This window comes from Sphingomonas telluris, from assembly GCF_022568775.1.
Classification (GTDB): domain Bacteria; phylum Pseudomonadota; class Alphaproteobacteria; order Sphingomonadales; family Sphingomonadaceae; genus Sphingomicrobium; species Sphingomicrobium telluris.
In genome coordinates, this window is sequence record NZ_JAKZHW010000001.1 from 1,413,120 (window position 1) to 1,428,975 (window position 15,856).

General features: G+C 58.8%; 18 protein-coding genes. 8 read left to right on the forward strand and 10 right to left on the reverse strand.

Annotated features, from left to right (window positions below):
• Positions 1–14: 14 nt before the first annotated feature.
• The 3 genes from LZ016_RS07205 (at position 15) to LZ016_RS07215 (ending at position 2,540) form a co-directional block, all read left to right on the forward strand.
• Positions 15–353: a cupin domain-containing protein gene (locus tag LZ016_RS07205; RefSeq protein WP_241446721.1), complete on the forward strand. Its 339-nt coding sequence runs from the start codon at positions 15–17 to the stop codon at positions 351–353.
• A 6-nt stretch (positions 354–359) separates the two neighbouring features.
• Positions 360–1,583: an NnrS family protein gene (locus LZ016_RS07210; RefSeq protein ID WP_241446722.1), complete on the forward strand. Its 1,224-nt coding sequence runs from the start codon at positions 360–362 to the stop codon at positions 1,581–1,583.
• Between the two features lie 405 nt (positions 1,584–1,988).
• Complete coding sequence (locus tag LZ016_RS07215) at positions 1,989–2,540, forward strand: hypothetical protein (RefSeq protein WP_241446723.1); 552 nt, start codon at positions 1,989–1,991, stop codon at positions 2,538–2,540.
• 272 nt (positions 2,541–2,812) lie between these two features.
• On the opposite strand, the gene LZ016_RS07220 is transcribed toward LZ016_RS07215, so the two are convergent.
• From LZ016_RS07220 to LZ016_RS07230, 3 genes are all read right to left on the reverse strand, one after another.
• Positions 2,813–2,965, reverse strand: a complete 153-nt coding sequence (locus LZ016_RS07220) for a hypothetical protein (protein ID WP_241446724.1) — start codon at positions 2,963–2,965, stop codon at positions 2,813–2,815.
• A 265-nt stretch (positions 2,966–3,230) separates the two neighbouring features.
• On the reverse strand, positions 3,231–3,515 hold the full coding sequence (locus LZ016_RS07225; protein ID WP_241446725.1) for a zinc-finger domain-containing protein: 285 nt from the start codon (positions 3,513–3,515) through the stop codon (positions 3,231–3,233).
• A gap of 2 nt (positions 3,516–3,517) precedes the next feature.
• Positions 3,518–3,736 carry a hypothetical protein gene (locus tag LZ016_RS07230; protein ID WP_241446726.1) on the reverse strand — a complete coding sequence of 73 codons (219 nt, stop codon included), beginning with the start codon at positions 3,734–3,736 and terminating at the stop codon, positions 3,518–3,520.
• 272 nt (positions 3,737–4,008) lie between these two features.
• Between LZ016_RS07230 and LZ016_RS07235 the strand changes: the two genes are divergently transcribed.
• Both LZ016_RS07235 and LZ016_RS07240 read left to right on the forward strand, forming a co-directional pair.
• On the forward strand, positions 4,009–4,218 hold the full coding sequence (locus tag LZ016_RS07235; protein ID WP_241446727.1) for a hypothetical protein: 210 nt from the start codon (positions 4,009–4,011) through the stop codon (positions 4,216–4,218).
• Positions 4,219–4,350: 132 nt separating this feature from the next.
• A complete protein-coding gene (locus tag LZ016_RS07240; protein ID WP_241446728.1) occupies positions 4,351–4,983 on the forward strand; it encodes a hypothetical protein in 633 nt (210 codons plus the stop codon).
• A gap of 136 nt (positions 4,984–5,119) precedes the next feature.
• On the opposite strand, the gene LZ016_RS07245 is transcribed toward LZ016_RS07240, so the two are convergent.
• On the reverse strand, positions 5,120–6,193 hold the full coding sequence (locus LZ016_RS07245) for a sensor histidine kinase (RefSeq protein ID WP_241446729.1): 1,074 nt from the start codon (positions 6,191–6,193) through the stop codon (positions 5,120–5,122).
• A 215-nt stretch (positions 6,194–6,408) separates the two neighbouring features.
• Between LZ016_RS07245 and LZ016_RS07250 the strand changes: the two genes are divergently transcribed.
• Positions 6,409–6,753 (forward strand): response regulator, encoded by a 345-nt coding sequence (locus LZ016_RS07250; RefSeq protein WP_241446730.1) that lies wholly within the window; start codon positions 6,409–6,411, stop codon positions 6,751–6,753.
• A 28-nt stretch (positions 6,754–6,781) separates the two neighbouring features.
• On the opposite strand, the gene LZ016_RS07255 is transcribed toward LZ016_RS07250, so the two are convergent.
• Both LZ016_RS07255 and LZ016_RS07260 read right to left on the reverse strand, forming a co-directional pair.
• Positions 6,782–7,006 carry a hypothetical protein gene (locus LZ016_RS07255; protein ID WP_241446731.1) on the reverse strand — a complete coding sequence of 75 codons (225 nt, stop codon included), beginning with the start codon at positions 7,004–7,006 and terminating at the stop codon, positions 6,782–6,784.
• On the reverse strand, positions 6,999–7,220 hold the full coding sequence (locus LZ016_RS07260) for a hypothetical protein (protein ID WP_241446732.1): 222 nt from the start codon (positions 7,218–7,220) through the stop codon (positions 6,999–7,001). The genes LZ016_RS07255 and LZ016_RS07260 overlap by 8 nt, the downstream gene beginning before the upstream one ends.
• 407 nt (positions 7,221–7,627) lie before the next feature.
• On the opposite strand from LZ016_RS07260, the gene LZ016_RS07265 reads away from it, so the two are divergent.
• Both LZ016_RS07265 and LZ016_RS07270 read left to right on the forward strand, forming a co-directional pair.
• Positions 7,628–8,884 carry a hypothetical protein gene (locus LZ016_RS07265; RefSeq protein ID WP_241446733.1) on the forward strand — a complete coding sequence of 419 codons (1,257 nt, stop codon included), beginning with the start codon at positions 7,628–7,630 and terminating at the stop codon, positions 8,882–8,884.
• A gap of 129 nt (positions 8,885–9,013) precedes the next feature.
• Positions 9,014–9,580, forward strand: a complete 567-nt coding sequence (locus LZ016_RS07270; protein ID WP_241446734.1) for a hypothetical protein — start codon at positions 9,014–9,016, stop codon at positions 9,578–9,580.
• Positions 9,581–9,667: 87 nt separating this feature from the next.
• Here LZ016_RS07270 and LZ016_RS07275 read toward each other — a convergent pair whose 3' ends face one another.
• The 4 genes from LZ016_RS07275 to LZ016_RS07290 all read right to left on the reverse strand — a co-directional run bounded on the left by LZ016_RS07275 (position 9,668) and on the right by LZ016_RS07290 (position 15,854).
• Positions 9,668–11,935 (reverse strand): hypothetical protein, encoded by a 2,268-nt coding sequence (locus LZ016_RS07275; protein ID WP_241446735.1) that lies wholly within the window; start codon positions 11,933–11,935, stop codon positions 9,668–9,670.
• Positions 11,936–12,198: 263 nt separating this feature from the next.
• Positions 12,199–14,262 carry a UvrD-helicase domain-containing protein gene (locus tag LZ016_RS07280; RefSeq protein WP_241446736.1) on the reverse strand — a complete coding sequence of 688 codons (2,064 nt, stop codon included), beginning with the start codon at positions 14,260–14,262 and terminating at the stop codon, positions 12,199–12,201.
• Entirely contained in the window at positions 14,259–14,762 is a 504-nt protein-coding gene (locus LZ016_RS07285; protein ID WP_241446737.1) for a hypothetical protein, read from the reverse strand. The genes LZ016_RS07280 and LZ016_RS07285 overlap by 4 nt, the downstream gene beginning before the upstream one ends.
• A 36-nt stretch (positions 14,763–14,798) precedes the next feature.
• Positions 14,799–15,854, reverse strand: coding sequence for a hypothetical protein (locus LZ016_RS07290; protein ID WP_241446738.1), 1,056 nt, complete (start codon positions 15,852–15,854; stop codon positions 14,799–14,801).
• Positions 15,855–15,856: the final 2 nt, after the last annotated feature.

Below are 15,856 nucleotides of genomic sequence, written 5' to 3' on the forward strand. Positions count from 1 at the left end.
CGAAAGATCCAATTGTGGCTCTTCATCACCTTGTGCCGAGCGAAATCGTTCGTCTTCCGTCTGTGGCCTCTGATGAGGCTAAAACTGCGGCGCTCGTAAAGACTGATGCATTCGAAGCAATGCAGTTGATCCTTCGCTCCGGTGAGGAGATCGCGGAGCATGCCGTTCCTGGTTTTGTGACCATCGTTTGTCTGGAGGGTTCGGTCACGCTCGACGGGGCGACGCAGGTGAAGCTCAGTGCGGGAGAGTGGATGTATCTTGATCGCGGCGAGAAGCATTCGGTGGTGGCGCACGAGGACAGCTCGCTCCTGGTAACGATCATGTTCGAGAAACTGCTTGCTGTTTCTAGTTAGAAATTCATGACCCAGAGTTCGATCAAAAATGTGACGCGGGGCGAGCAGATGCTTGCGCTGAGAAAAAGGCGCGAAGGGGCGGCGCCACCGATCCTGCGCGGGGGTTTTCGTCCCTTCTTTTTCGGCGCTGCAACCTGGGCAATAATCGCAATCGCGCTTTGGCTATGCACCCTTGCCGGTGAAGTTGGCCTTCCTACCGCTTTCGAGGCGGTTGCCTGGCATCGCCACGAAATGCTGTTTGGCTTCGTCGGCGCCGCGGTAGCCGGGTTTCTGCTGACTGCAATCCCCAATTGGACCGGGCGATTGCCGATTGCGGGGACGCCGCTGCTCGGCCTGTTCGGCTTGTGGGCTACGGCGCGATTGGCAGTTCTGGTGTCAGCGCGCATCGGATTGTGGCCCGCGGCTATCGTCGATGTCGGGCTGTTTGTTTCGCTTGCCCTGCTTGCAGCGCGCGAAGTGCTCGCGAGCAACAATCGCAATGTGCCCATTGTCGGCCTGGTCCTTCTGTTCGGACTCGCCGACGCCGCGGATTACGCTGGCGCAGCCGGCATGGTCTCTGCGGACTTGGGCTGGCGAGGAGCGATCGCGCTAATAATTGTCATAATTTCCCTGATCGGTGGTCGCATTATCCCATCGTTCACGCGCAACTGGATGGCCAAGCAAGGAATGAAGCGGGGGCTGCCGACGCAGCCGCAACGCCTCGACCTGCTGGTGATCGTCTCAACCGCGGTCGCTTTGCTGCTGTGGCTTGGCTTCCCGGACAATCAATTGACAGGCTTCGCGCTTGTGCTCGCCGGCGCGGCCCAGTTCCTTCGACTTTCGCGCTGGGGCGGAATGCGAGCGGTGAGTGATCCGCTCGTCCTGATCTTGCATGTTGGTTATGCATGGATCCCGATCGGCCTTCTGCTCCTTGGCCTGAGCGTCGGCGGCTTTGACGTTCCCCGCAGCGCCGCAATTCACGCTTTAACAGCCGGAGCGATGACGACGATGATCCTTGCCGTGATGACACGAGCGACTTTGGGCCATACCGGACGGGCTCTGAAAGCTAGCAGGGCAACTGTCGTCCTCTACATCTGCGTGACGGTAGCCGCTCTCTTGAGGGTAGCCGCATCGCTCGGGCTGGCTTCCTATCGGTTGCTGCTAGACATCAGCGGTTTCACTTGGATTGCCGGTCTAGCTCTCTTCCTCGCGGCTTACGGACCAATGCTTTGGCAGCGCCGCGCCGAATAGTTCGACTGCTGGATGGCAGTTTGAATTTGGACCGCGGCTGATCGGCACCATCAGGATCAGTTGCTCGGCGAAATTCTAGGACGTCCCAGTCTGGGCGCATCGGTTGCCGAACGGTCGATTCCGCGACCACCCCCCTGCGATGTCAACACGAGCAGCCTCAGCTAACGTGTTGATTTTTCAATGATCTGACCGCTGCTTGAAGTCGATTTGGCCAACAAAAAGGGGTTTCAGCAACGGTTCTGGTTCACATTGAACCACCCGAACACTGTAGGTGAGAATCCCTCTCAAACTTACCACCGGAGGTCGGCCGAGCCAAAGCCGGGAGCAGCTCGCAACTAGTCACGTCCGTCCCCATATCTAGAAGTCCGCTCATGGCGCCTAACGCCTGAGCTTAGGAGAAATCCCATGCCTGATCCCGGCAATGCGAAAGACAAAAGCTTCACCGCCTTTCGGTCAGCAGCCGAGGAGGTCGACACCAAGCTCGCCAGCGACGCAACGAAACGGGAGGAGCAATCGTGGGACAATGAAGGTGGTCACATGAGCTCGACGAGCGGGCGGGTCACGCGCGCCTCAAACGCCGACCTGCCGTATGTCGTTTTCTTGGAACATCACGGAGGCGAAACCAGCGAACATGCGTTCGCGACGATGCGAGAGGCCGAAGCGTTCATCAAGCGGAACACACCAGTGCCAGGCGCCGTCCTTGCCACAACCTATGACCGACCCGCACCCGCGCTCGCAACATCTCCGACCGAAACGAAAAGCATCATGAATGATGAGGGCATCCTTGCGCGGCTAAAAGTCATTGACCGGCGATTGCGACAAATCTCGACAGAAGATGCGGCATCCGTGCTGGCCGGTGGCTTAGCGATGGCGGGAATCGATGAACAAGAGCGTCTGAGACTGGTCGCCGAGACCGAACGCATCCTAGACGAGCTCGATGGGACTAGTAACGATTGATATGCAATGAGAGAGCGATCTAGCCGATCGTAGGCCAAGCTGGCTTCGGCCTCACATTCGATGCTTCGACGGACGAACCCTTTCACGAACCACCTCACCGCGGATCAGAGCCGTTTGCAGCTTGTGCCTCATCGTCTCGGCTCCCGCGCTACTTTGGCATACCAACCGGACACCGCCGCCCAACAGATCTTCAATCGACGAGACCCCGATCGCAAGGCGAGCGCAGTGCGCTCTTACGTCTGCCTCGCTCAATGCCAGCAGGATTACGCGGCTCATCGTTTCTCCGCGCGCTTCGCCGCCGCCAGGGCGTCTCTCGCCTGTGTATAACGGTAGCCCTGCCAAACGAAGGTGTCAGCGGGAACTCTTTCGATGCCATAGTGCTCGAGCTCGGCATTGCTGGGCTCGTCATCCGGATATGCGCTCATCTTGGTTCCTTTCGAATATTTGCCCTAAACGAGCGCATGCGCTTCAACTGCGCTCGCAATCATTCCGCAGCTTGACCGCTCGTGCTCCGCGGTCCGTAAGGACCAGCTCATACGATAAGCGCTGCCCAGAAACCGGATCGACGCTTCGTTGCCAAAGAGCGGGGCCCTTTTGAAAGCCGATGAGTCCGCCGGCGCGACTTGGGCAGATCGAACCGTGGCCAGTCGTGGCGTCGAACGATTTGACGGTTCCGAAGTGTCTCATTGTTCATTGCACGTGGGGAACGGGGCGGGGCTGCTTCGCTTGGGCCGCCCAGCAGTTGTGGGGGATTGTTTCATTCCACGGAAGCGCAGCGTTGAAGCGGTATTCTGTCGAACAATATGGGCACAGAATATCTGTTTCCTCTCCCATGTTGAGATAGACGTGCGGATGATCGTGGGGAGGCATCACACCGATACAATGAAAGGCTGCAACGCCGATCTGGATGCTGTTCACCCCGAGCTCGTTGAAGAACAGGGGGGTCTCAGGCGGAGTGCGGCGCTCCGTCTCCATCGTTAGAACGCCTTGCCTTCCATCCATTCGTGGACGTCGGCTTCCGCGTCTTCCTGCGGCCGGGAGCAGCGCTCCTTTACCATTGTGGCGAGTTGCCGTTCGTTCTTGATTGTGGATGCATCGAAGTGGGTGAGGAAGGGCCAGCGCGCCTGCGCGTCGGCCATATATCCCCGCTTGCGGACGACGGTCTCTGCGCTGTCAGCACCAGTAAACCCGAACATCGCGCTTCTCCTCGATAACATTCTATCAAAATGTAAGGTAGTGATCGGCGAGGATATTACTAGATGCTCGACGACAGTTTATTATGAATATTCTAAGGTTACGACGATTTATATTTTAGGGATTGCCTTGTTTAACTGTCCAACAACAACTATCTTTTCGTTGCTACCAGTCGCAATCGACGGTCTTGGGCGCTAAGCCGCACCTTCCTCCATCTTTATCGTCTCCTAGCGGTAGGGTGCCATTCCGGCCTCTGCCAACAAAGGAACTCAACATGAAATATTTTGGAACCGTCAGCTCGTTTGACACCGGCAACGGCCACGGCGAGATCAAGCCGGAGACCGGCGGCGATCTGCTTCGCTTTGAGCGGAACGCCTTCTCGTGGGGAAACAACGCCGTCCCGACGGTCGGTCAGCGTCTTTCCTATGACGTGGGCACGAACCCCCAGCGCCAGCCCTGCGCGCTGAACCTTCAGACCATCTAACCAAGTGGCGCGAACGGCGGCGAAGCTCGTCTCCGTTCCCGCTCTTCGACGCCGATCGCTCGAGCCTCAAGGGGTTCGGGCGATTGGCGGTGCGACCGCCTCCCCCGGACCGGGGAGCCAAAGGAACATCCGATGAAAATGATTTACAGCTTGATGGCCGGCGTTGCCGCGCTTTCGCTCGCAGCGCCAGCCTCCGCCCAGTGGGTCCATGAGCCGAATTACAGCCAGACACCGAACACGCCTGCACCTACGCAGTGGGGCCATAGCCGCACTTACAGCCAGCAGCTCCGAATGCAGATTGACGCGGGTGTCAGCGAGGGCGCGATCTCACGGCGTGAAAGCTTCGCCTTGCGCGAAGAACTAAGCCAGCTGGTGCGACTTGAACGCAGGTTCAGTCCAAATGGTATCAGCGGCCGCGAACATGCCCAGCTGCTGCAACGCAGCACCGCACTAGCCGAGGACATTCGTATCGCCAGTCGCGATCACAACGGTCGCCGCGGTGATACGGCGAGTTGGGAAAGTCGCAGTATCAATGGGCAGTGGGTGCCCGACGCCAGGTTTGCAGGATTGCATCCCGGCGATCGGTTCAACGGTGATGCAAGGATTGGTCAGCACGTCACCGCCCGAATGGTCAACCTGCCAGCCGAGTATCGCGGCCAGTATGTCGATGATGCTCGCGTCTATTACGGTTATGACAATGGGCGCGTCTACCAGATCGACCGTCAGTCTCAGATGATCCTGGCACTGCTCGACATCACGCGTTGATAGGTTTGTTCGTCACGCGAAAGGCGTCCGGCTTCGGCTGGGCGCCTTTTTGCAAGCGACGTCTGCAGAACGTTGCCTGTATCGATGAACCCGCTGTCCCGCCAGTCACGCACTCGATGTCCCCGCTAAGCGTTCTTCATGCCGCCCGCGGCAATCGTGATTCAAATGTCGCCTTGGTCACCGCCACGACGAGACCCTCGCTGGACGATGTTTCAGAGACTTGAGCCTTCAACTGCTTAGCCAATGCCGCGACGAGCGCGGTGCCCAATCCCGTCGATGTGCCCGACTCCGTCTCTTGCCTTCGTCCCGTGCCATTGTCGGCGACGGTGAGTTTCCAGTCTGATTTTGCCATCTCGAAGGTCACGCGAATGCGATCTGATGAGCGCCCCTCGGGGAAGGCGTATTTCACGGCGTTGATGATCAGTTCGGTAACGATCAACCCGATGCTCACCGCATGGCTCGTTGGGAGCACCCCTCGATCGGAAGTAACGGTAATATCGATGTTTTGCCGAGGGTCGACCATCGACGAAGCGAGGCCCGAGCTCAGTTTCGCCAGATAGGGACCCATCTCGATCTGCTCGATACCGTCCGAGGCCTGCAGGTGGCCTTGCACCGCGGCCACCGACATGACCCTCTGGTGAGCTGCACGAAGCTCGTTCTTGGTCTCTTCCGAACTTACTGCCCCCGCTTTCAGTAGCAGGATACTGGCAATGATTTGCAGGCTGTTCGCGATGCGATGCCGCATCTCGCGCAGGAGCGTTTTTTGCTGTTCGAGCAGCTCCTCCGTGTGCTCCAAGAGTAGCTGCTTCTCCTGTTCAGCAGCGCGTCGCTCGGTGATGTCCTTGATCGCGACCAGCACCATCCGCCCTGACCCGCTTTTATCGCGGATGGGCAAAGCGTTCAGGTGCAGCGTGCGCTTGCCGAGCTTCGCGAAGTTACGCTCAAACTCGAAGCTGTCGATGGCGGTGCGATCGTCAACGACGGCCGCAAGAAGCTGCCTGAGCCCAGGGATGTCCCATTGTCCGCCCGACAGCTCGAACATGGAACGGCCATGCGCACTGGCGGGATCCTCGCCGTAGACCTCGTAGAAGCAACGGCTGCCGGCTAAGAGTTGGAGCTCGTCATCGAGCACCAGGAATGGTTCTGGCAAAGTGTCAACGATCGCCAGCGCGAGCGCCTGCGCTTGGGCCAGATCGTGAGGCAGATTCATTGAAGCGCTCCTTGGGCGGGAGCTTCGCACATCTCTCTGCCATCGGCTCGCCAAGCTTGTCCGATGGTTTTGCAACAATACACTGTCCGAAGCCGAACAGTAACTCAAAACATCCGGGGCCTCTTAGTTCCCGCGAAGCGTTGACCCGTTACACTTGGCCACCATCGACCAGTGCTGGAGTGCAGCCGCGCTCCTGACTTCCAGGGGAGCAGGCGATGCACGCGTTGATTATCGAGGACGACGATCTGATCGCCATAACGATTGAAGGGCTCCTGAGCAGCTGCGGCTTCACATCTTTTGACTTCGCTGTGTCGCTCGATGAAGCGGTAACCGCAGCGAGGCAACGATGCCCAGATTTGATCACTGCCGACATCGAGCTGAAGCCCGGTTCCGGTATCGATGCGGTCCAGACCATCTGCTCTGAAAATCCAATCCCGGTAATCTTCATCACAGGGCGAGCCGACGACGCGCGGTCCCGGATGCCTCAGCATCCTGTGCTTAGCAAACCCTTCCGCGTGAGTGACGTAGAGGCGGCAGTGCGGGAAGTGATGAGCGAGTAAACTAGCGGAGGGGTCGCGCCCACCTAACCTAAGGAGCGATCCAGCCGCCGATCGCCAGCACCGCTGCTACGGCGCTGATGCCGAACGCAACCATGAGCAATGTTATGGCAAGGGTCGCCGGCGCCGCGTTTGATGCCCGCTGCCCATCGAGCCGCTCCAGCAACGGACCTCGGAGCCTGTTGGACCAAATAGCGAATGAGATCGCCATCAGAACCACCGAGGCGAAAGCGAGAATGCGTGCAACCTCAGACATTGGAGCGCAGCTTGTTGGGGCTGGAGCCGTTGCGCGCGTAGATCGCGGGCGGCAGCACATCAGCAAGATCGATTGCCTGCGTCTCAGCTGAGAGGGCTTTCAAACTGTAGCGACCGGCAAGATCGTAATGAATCAGCCGTGCCTCCGCGCTAACTGCGTGCTGGGCGGCCTTGAGCGAAGCCCTATTCCGGCCGAGCCAATATGCCTTTTCCATGATGCATCTCCTGCGAGCGAGAGCACGATAGGTCTCTCTGTCACAGGGCGCTCGGTTGCGATCTCAGGTGATGGCCATTCCTGGCACCCTCCCGATGAACGGCGTCTGACGTCTAATGATTGGATCGCCGATCGATCATCCGCGACTGTGACGCACTGGATTGCCAATAGGACGGACCTGCGATGTCAACACGAGCAGCCTCAGCTAACCTACTGATATTTCGATGCTATGCGCACGGCTGGAGCTCGATTTGCCCAACAAAAACGCGATTCGACAACCGGTCGAGTTCAATTTGAACCAACCGAACACTGCAGGTGAGAATATGATCCGCGGCATGTTGCATAAATCGAGCTTCGGAAACGAAAATCGAGCGCTTCGTGATACGCGGTTTGCTATCTGCTTCGGTCATGAATCATGCCATGCAAGCGGTGTCGTTATTACTCGCGTCCATGTTCCAGGGCCGTCACCCCGATCGCCTCCGGTCGAGTTTCATGTTCGCCGGACCCGGCGAGCCGATTGCCCTCGCTCGCATGGGGACGGAGGTAAACTACGACAGCAAGGCTTTGCTCCAGGCGGCACTTTACGTGCGACGGCACGGTTCTCCCCACCTGCGCTCGCTCTCGATGGATGAGGTCAATAGCAGGCTCAAGCGCTTCATAAGCGACCATTACTACCTACTCGCTGAGCAAGCCTTCGGCGTCCGATTCAGCTGCTCGTATGATGAGCACCTGAGCGCTGACACGAAGGAGCGGCTCGCAAACGCGGCCGGCGCGTCTGCTCTATTCGTGGAACCCCGGCAGATCGTTCTGTTCCCCCTGATCCCAATCGCATCCGATGCAGCCTTCGACTCGAGCAGGTTTTTTATCTGCTCTCCACCCGCCCTCGCCGATCAACTGACCGCCCACCAGGTCCACACGGACCTGGTTCCTGATAGTTTCCCCCCGGTGCGAGAGTGGGACGGGATACGCCATAGCCCGACGTCGTGGCTCGGCGTGGAAGCCCCGACGCTGGACGCGGCCAAGCAGATACGAGCTGCGGTCCTTGGTGCCGTGGCGCTGCTTCCCCACCGGAGCGAACGATACATGTTCAGCGGACGAAAGATGTTCGGCGGATACACGAGTTTCGACGACCGCTGCACGATCTCCTTCGGCGATCCTCACACCCCGCCCCTTATGGAGAGCTTAGTCTTAGATGCATCGGACCGTGAGTGGCTGTCGGTGCTTGCGGAAAAGCTGGTCTCGCCCTCGAATGAGCACAGACGCCAAATGCGCGCTCTCGAATATTACTATCGGGCATGGGCGCCCGATCCAGTGAAGCGGTTCCCGACCCTGTTCGCTGCTATCGATGCGATTTTCGGCGATGCGTCTCAGGCCACTCAGGCAGTTGTAGACGCGGTGGGTCCGGTAATGGGACCGGAGTATACTAGCGAGCGCATCCGGCTCATTCTCAGGTTGCGCGCCAGCGTTATCCATGGAGGCGCGCCGAACGTTTACGAGTCCAGCAAATACGAGGAATATTACAGCACCTACGAAAGAGACCCAGTGCGCGACTTCGAACTAATCGTCGCTCGGTGCCTTCAACAAGTCGTCTTTCCCGCCGTGATGAGCGAGCGGCCACACACCCACGCGGACCTAATTTTTCAGCACACCGGCAAGGTCGTGTAGCGTAGTCTTAGAGAGCGCACTGTGAATAGGCCAATCGATCGCCGGAACCTCTTCGAGCACGCCGTTCGGGTTGCCGCCTGTCCGCACGTGGCAACCTGCAGAGCCGAGTTCGCTGCCATCGGGGGGGAAATGCCGCTCGCGTTTCCCGCGCCTGATTACGTTGGCCCGAACTACCGGGGGCTGGTGGTGATCGCGGGTAATCCCGGCCTGGCGCATGCGGGCATCCACCATGAGAACGATGCGCGAATGTTGCGACTGCAAGAGCGAGTTGCGCGGGGTGACCAGGAAGCCTTCGAAGAGCTCATGGCCTTTCTTCCCGAAAGCATGGCGCATTGGCCTCAAATGGTGAACACCGATGCCCGCCGCCGATTGAGCTTCGACATTCGCGACATCGCATACGTCGAGGTTGTCAAATGCGCCACGCGCCCGCTCGGTAGCAATCTTCCCAGCCTTTTCCGTGGCACAGGTATACTCTCGCGCTGCTGGGAGACGCACACCAGCGCGCTCATCGACGCGCTTGCACCGACGCACATTGTGGCGCTCTGGAAGCCAATCATTCCCACGTTGCGGACCTTGGGGTATCAGTTCCCGTCCGATCAGGACCGGATCGGCTCATACAACGGCTCGCGGTTCGTGAACTTGGAGCGGCGCTATGCCGATGTCGTGCGGGTCTTTGATTCCTTCTACGGACGATAAAGCGCTTCGACGCCGCGGCGTGGACCGCAGGCGCACATCATCCGGTTTCGACCGAAGCTGACGCCTACTCGGGCGTGGCGATGTCGTTCAAAGGATCACCGATCTTACTGGTTCGTCCTTCGTATCTGGCGACAATATGTTCGCAGCATCCCGTAGCAGCGCTTTGATGGGCTCTCGCTCCACCGAAGTCAGCGCTCGTTCGATCACGTTGATCTCGAACTGGCGATCGCGCAAATTCTCTGCCTTCATTCGCAATTCGCGGGCGACGTGATCCCTAGTCTCCTTGCCTACGAAAGCCTCATTCACATTTGCTTGGAGGTCTCGGAGCAAACGATCACGCTCTCCATCGCCTTGGGCCACTGCCATTGAAGCAAGGGCATAAATGCCATTCTCAAGTGCGTCCCATTGATGCAGCGAGACGGCGATGCTCCATTTCAGTAGGCGTTTCCTCACCTCGTCAAGAACATCATCGCCGCCCCACCGCCGAGCAGCCCCCGCAATTTGCAGAAGATACTCGATGAACGACAGATTATGGACGTGCAGCGCGGAGTCGGGCTCTGTCGGCAACCACGAGAAGACAGAAACCAGCCAGAGCGCGTGCTTTCGCAATTCGTCTCTCTCGTGATCACGACAGCATTCGGCCGAAGCCATCGCGAGCAGCGCTTCTGTGACTGAGTGAACGAACTGGATGAGAATAATCGTGAAAATGGACTGCTTCTCGACCGACTGCAGAAGCAGTTCCTTGATGGGCCGATGGAGCTCCTCCGCCCATTCCTCGACGTTCCTGGCAACCTGCTGCGCGTGCTCGTCGCCGACGTCCGCTTTCAAGAGCGCATTGGTCAGCTCGCCTAGCTTACGAGGAACACCACTGAAATAAGAATCCAGCGGCGATCCGAAGGGTGCCTGACGGGCGTGAGAACTCCCGAGAACGAGCTTCGTCATACTGATGGTGCTCGCTAGGGTTTCCCGTGTGGCATAGCCCGGATCAAAGCGCTCCACGCCGAAGAGCAGGACCGTCATTTTCGCCAATTGCTCTGTCGCAGCGTGAGTGATGACGATGTGATCTTCACGAGCCGCGCCGGTGGCTCCGAGCGCGGCAATCTTCTGAACCAGCGGCACGGCGTCCTCAGGCCGAGATCTGACGGCGAGTTCGCGGGCGCAAGTCCCAAGGATACCCACGGCTCGATAGAGCGCGTCTGGCATCAAATGTGCGACTAGCTGCTCGACTTCGGTTTGCAACTGTCCCGCAGCGTAGCAAGCGTGGGTCTTGGAATCGAAGTCATCACGATACTCGATCCCTAGATACGCCCCAGCCAGCGCTTTCAGGGTGCCGAGCGCACTGATCATCTGCTCTTCGTCTCGACGACCCAGGGCTGACCGATAGTAGTTCTTTATTGCCTCGATCGAGTGAGTAATGATCGGGTCGTGAACATGCTCGTTGTCGCCGATCAACGTGCTCGCGAAGAACGATCGTCCCCGCGCCGCCACATAAAGCTGATTGATAACCACCACGGTTTGGAGGGCTGACTCAGCTGCAATGGCATCACCCTGATCGCTAAGCTTGCGCGCCAGCGCGACTGAGTGCTTCAATCCTTTGTCCGCAGCGATGCGCAGCCGCGGATCGACCTGCGAGATTGTGTATCGCAATTGGTCAAATTTGCCGTCGGCCTGCTGTTTGTCCAAAAGCGGCTCTGCCCAACGAGCGCGCCGATCCCAGCGTCTCGCTTCCTTCGCTACATCGAGCTTGATCAGTTCGAGCTGGTATTCTGGACTGATCAAAGCCAGCGATCGCCGATACGCATAGAGGAACGACCTCAAGATCAGCAGGACGAACAAGATGGCTGCGCCGACGCAGAAGGCGGCGTTTGCCGGTGAAGAGATCAGCGAAAATGAGGCGACACCGATTGCAAGACCAAACGATCCAGCGAACGCGAGCAGCAGTTTGAGATCCGAACTTAGGCGACGAAACAGCCCGAACGGCAGGCGCTCGACGTTCACCTGCATTGCGAACAGGACGAGCGATGCGGCAATAGCTGTGCCGCCGATAAGGGCCGTGCCGGTTCCGACCAGTAAAGTCTGGAGACCCCCTAGGCGAGGCGGAGCGAACCACGCCGCGATTCCCAGCCGTAATTCGCTGAGCAGCTTTGCCCCGACGCCTACCGAGATCAGCCATGCGACGACCTCCGCCCTCCGGCCATGCTGCCTCAGCCAATAGAGGGCACGAACAGAACGACCCGATGCACCGAGCAGTAGTCGAGACCGAATAGTCATGGCAGACTTTCGGGCGCGCTCCATCCAAGCGACCGGCGCTTCTGGCGCAGCTTGCTCCTCATCCGGCGTGTCGACTGTCGCCATAGGGGCTTGATAGGTCCTGCAAGGCGTTGTTGCTAGTTCATGATACGTTCTCAATGCCGACGCTTGTCCCCGATTACTCTCGACAGTCCAACGAGGTTAAGGCCAGTGGATGGGTAATGCTGGCTTAGGGCGCCTGATAGGCAGCATCAGGGTGACAGCACGCCGCCGGTCCTAGGGCTTCCTCGATTCAGCTTGCACTGAAATGGGTTACCAGTTGGCAGCAAGCTCGAAACGGTATGCTCAAACAGCCTTTCTATACCGGCTTACCTGGGCGATCGCTCCCGCATGAGGTCGCGAAGGAACTCCGACCCAGGCTTCGTCCCGGTGACCAGAAGGCTGTCCCGCGCCCGAGTGCAGGCGACGTAGAGCAGCCGTCGCTCTGTCTCGTAGATGTCGTCAAGCTCGGCTTCATCCGCAGCGTCGGCGACCCGCTCATCGAGGGGCAGCACGCCCTCGTCGCAGCACATCACCACGACCGACTTGAACTCAAGACCTTTCGCAAGGTGCATGACGCTAATGGTCGGTCGCGCACCATTAGACGCACGCTCAACCGCTGCTTTCGCACGCTCGACAAGCTGTGGAGTGCGCACGAAGATTCCGATCTCGTCAGGAGCAGCGCCAGCTTCAATCGAAGCATCAATGAACTGCGCGACCGCAGCGGCTTCGTCGTTTGCCGATCCGCAGACCTCGACATGCGGAGGTGGTCCCTCGAATACGGAGATTGTGCCGCGGCGTTCGTCCTCCACCCCATCGACATCCCGCAGTTGTTCGGGAAGCAACCGATCGGCCGCGGAGCGGATCTGCTGTGACGTGCGATAGCAGACCTTGAGCGTCGATGAGCGACCGCGAACATCAACGCCGAGGCTCTTCCATGAGTAGGGATGCTGAAAGATCCGCTGTCCCAAATCGCCTGCAAAGAAGAGAGTGTTCTCGCCGACGGGAGCGATAGCCGCGAAGAACCGAAGCTCGGCCGGACCGAGATCCTGCGCCTCATCGATCAAGATGTGGTCGAATGGCTTCTCTGACTTGGCCGAGTAAGTTTCGGCCAGCTCGCTAAACATCGTCGCCCAGGTCGTGAGGCCCTGCTCGGTAATGACAGAGCGGACACTCTCGAACACCGGCCAGAGCCGCTCCCGCTGGTTCGGTCCCAAGCGGCTCTTTCGGCCCATGCGTTGCACGTCGCGGAAAGCCTCAGCGCTCGCAATACCCCAGGCGTCGATGACATGCGTCCATTCCGACAGCAGGAAGCGCTCCGAAAACCCACGGACGTTGTGCTGCTCAGCAGCCTTCTTGAGCAGGCCCCGTAGCAACTGCTCGCCTGCGATCCGCGGTCGAGCGCCATGGACCAGCTGGAAGAGTTGCTCGGCCACGCGCTGGAATGACTCGACCGTGATCCGCCGCACTACTCCGCTCGTCTCAGGCGAGAGCACCGCGAGCTTCTTCTTGAGAGCATCGGCGAGCGGGTCGGAGAACGTGGTTAGAAGGATGCGCGCTCGTGGATTAGTCTTGGCCAGACGAACAGCACGATGAAGCGCCACGATCGTCTTCCCCGTCCCCGCTGAGCCTGCCACTCGTGCGGATCCGCCATGATCTCGCTCGACCGAGCTTCGCTGCGACGGGTGCAGGAATACGCCCCACTTGTCCCAAGGAAACGAGAGGGCCTGCTCCAGCTCTTCCTGATCCGCGATCGGACGGATGCGCCTGAGCGTGTCGGGGTGTTCGTATGGGTTGATCGTAGCGGCTGGTGCAGGCGCAGGAAGCTTTCCCGTCGCCGCAAATTCGAGCAACGCTTCCGCCGCTTCATCGGGTAGGTGGGCAGCAAGCTTGAAGAAGCCATCTTCGGTTGCGCCGCGCACGTCTTCAACCCAGTCGGCCGGCACGCCGACAGACATGAGCTGATCCTCATCGAGTCCCGCAAAGACCGGAAGCTCCTCGGCAGCAGGAGCCTCAGTGAGACTTTCAAAATTGAAGGCGGAGGGCTGCTGAGTCTCCTCGACCAACTCCCGCACTTCGATGATCTGCATTGCGCCGGTGCGCGGGTGCGCCTCAATCCGCCGGCGCTCGGCCCACACGTAGGCTGGATCGTGGTGGCCAACATAGGCAACGAGCACGCTGTCCGCATTCTTGTGAACGATTAGACGCAGGTCGCGGTTCACGCGCACTGACCAGAAGTTCGGATCCTTCGACTTGTCGATCCGGTGCATCTGTAGGCCGTTGCCGCTCGGATCGATATGCAGGTCAACGACCGTGGATTTCACGGCTTTCGCTTCATGCGCGGGCAGCCGCGCCAGCGCTGCCGTGAAAGTATCAGCAAGATGGAGGTTCATTCGCTTCGCCGCTTATGGCGCGCATCTGCAAGGGCCTGCCCAAGAGCAGTGCGGCGAGGCGAGTTCTCTGCCCGCTCCAGCTGCTTCCGCGCTTCAACCAAAAGACGCTCCAGGTTGACCAGGCGTAGCTTCGTTTTCGCAATGTCAGCTTCGATAGTCCGCACCGTCTTGCTGGCTTTGGCGACCTGGTCAGGAATCGTAAGCCCATTGCCCTTTAATGACCGCCTGGCAGCCTCTCTCCCAGCGTTCTGTGGATTTGCGCCGCGCACCTCGACGACGACATTTGGCTGCGCTTTTTTGGCAGCTTCTCTGGCCTTTCGTTCGGCCTCCTTCTGCGCAGCCGTAAGCTTCTGGCGTTTCGGCTTCTTGTTGATTTGCTTCTTCGGCTTTTTCAGATGCGCATTTAGATCAATCGGTGCGGCTCTCGTCTTCGCACGCGACGGCTGCCCGCCCCATGCACGAATGATCGTCGAGCCACCCAGGTATCCCCCCTTACCCATCTACGCATTACCCTCCACAGCCGGTTCGTTCAGACTCTAAAAAATGTAGCCGAACCGACGTCCCCCTGAGGTTGAGCCGACATGTCCGTATTGATTGGCCTGTCCGAACCACGACTCATAGGCATTGCTACCAAGATCGGTGACATCGAACTCAAACTTGCGCGGATTTTTGGTGCGCTTGAAATGGATTGCGCGTCCAGCGATCGGTTCTCCACCCTTCGTGGTCGTGGGCATTCCCAAACGGTATATTTCTACCCCGAAGCTGGTTGTCTTAGGAGTAAGTGGTCGCCCCGACCAAGACGTGTGGCCGTCCGTCAGGACATAGTCTCTCCGCTTTTTTGACGGCTTGCCAAAAAACGTTGCCAAGTGCCGGTTGAACTCGACCTGGTGTCTAGCAATGCCACTGGCTGCACCAACTTCCACAAACAGCTCTGACGCGAGGGACAAGTCCGAGCTGGGTTCGGTGGCTGCAAGCAACGCCGGATTCGTTTTGAAAGCGTCAAGTCTTGCCTCTGAGTAAGCAGCGAGCAATGGATCGGTCGCTGGCCGCAATAGCCCGGCAAACGCGCTCATCCACTCCTCTAATTGCTGACGCCTCTGCTTGGCGGGGTTGCCTGTAAGGTTTGCAATCGACGCAAGTTCTATGTTCTTTCCCTGCAGCCCGATCGCAGCTCCGGTGAGATTTGCCGATCCAATCATCCAGCAGTCGTTGAGATTCTTGGATTCAACGAACAGAAATTTTGGATGAAACACCGGCGGGGAGAACAGGGACTCGTATGTCACTTTCTTCTGCGGAGTGAAGAGCTTTGCGCTGGTGTTCGGGATGTCTCTAAGAATTCTTACCGCTTGGGGCTCCGTAATCCCCTGACTGATTCCAATCATGAGAGTCTTCTTGCACGCCAGCAGGCGAGCGTCCGACTGCAAGACGTTCCTCAAATGCATTGCACCCGAAAGCGAGACGAATGCGAACCCGCCAACAATTGATTTAAGATCGCTAAGGTCGGATCGGTCCAGCAACGCGGAAAAGAGGTCTGAATTGGCATTCCCCCCATGGGTCCATACTGCCATCGGATCCTGAGCCGACGGAGCCATCG

Bases quoted from the DNA above. Each gene is read 5' to 3' on its own strand.
- LZ016_RS07225 (WP_241446725.1), bottom strand. From the start codon at position 3,515: ATGGAGACGGAGCGCCGCACTCCGCCTGAGACCCCCCTGTTCTTCAAC.
- LZ016_RS07270 (WP_241446734.1), top strand. From the start codon at position 9,014: ATGCCGCTCGCGTTTCCCGCGCCTGATTACGTTGGCCCGAACTACCGG.
- LZ016_RS07260 (WP_241446732.1), bottom strand. From the start codon at position 7,220: ATGGAAAAGGCATATTGGCTCGGCCGGAATAGGGCTTCGCTCAAGGCC.
- LZ016_RS07210 (WP_241446722.1), top strand. From the start codon at position 360: ATGACCCAGAGTTCGATCAAAAATGTGACGCGGGGCGAGCAGATGCTT.
- LZ016_RS07215 (WP_241446723.1), top strand. From the start codon at position 1,989: ATGCCTGATCCCGGCAATGCGAAAGACAAAAGCTTCACCGCCTTTCGG.
- LZ016_RS07290 (WP_241446738.1), bottom strand. From the start codon at position 15,854: ATGGCTCCGTCGGCTCAGGATCCGATGGCAGTATGGACCCATGGGGGG.
- LZ016_RS07285 (WP_241446737.1), bottom strand. From the start codon at position 14,762: ATGGGTAAGGGGGGATACCTGGGTGGCTCGACGATCATTCGTGCATGG.
- LZ016_RS07245 (WP_241446729.1), bottom strand. From the start codon at position 6,193: ATGAATCTGCCTCACGATCTGGCCCAAGCGCAGGCGCTCGCGCTGGCG.
- LZ016_RS07265 (WP_241446733.1), top strand. From the start codon at position 7,628: ATGAATCATGCCATGCAAGCGGTGTCGTTATTACTCGCGTCCATGTTC.
- LZ016_RS07230 (WP_241446726.1), bottom strand. From the start codon at position 3,736: ATGTTCGGGTTTACTGGTGCTGACAGCGCAGAGACCGTCGTCCGCAAG.
- LZ016_RS07235 (WP_241446727.1), top strand. From the start codon at position 4,009: ATGAAATATTTTGGAACCGTCAGCTCGTTTGACACCGGCAACGGCCAC.
- LZ016_RS07280 (WP_241446736.1), bottom strand. From the start codon at position 14,262: ATGAACCTCCATCTTGCTGATACTTTCACGGCAGCGCTGGCGCGGCTG.
- LZ016_RS07255 (WP_241446731.1), bottom strand. From the start codon at position 7,006: ATGTCTGAGGTTGCACGCATTCTCGCTTTCGCCTCGGTGGTTCTGATG.
- LZ016_RS07275 (WP_241446735.1), bottom strand. From the start codon at position 11,935: ATGGCGACAGTCGACACGCCGGATGAGGAGCAAGCTGCGCCAGAAGCG.
- LZ016_RS07220 (WP_241446724.1), bottom strand. From the start codon at position 2,965: ATGAGCGCATATCCGGATGACGAGCCCAGCAATGCCGAGCTCGAGCAC.
- LZ016_RS07250 (WP_241446730.1), top strand. From the start codon at position 6,409: ATGCACGCGTTGATTATCGAGGACGACGATCTGATCGCCATAACGATT.
- LZ016_RS07240 (WP_241446728.1), top strand. From the start codon at position 4,351: ATGAAAATGATTTACAGCTTGATGGCCGGCGTTGCCGCGCTTTCGCTC.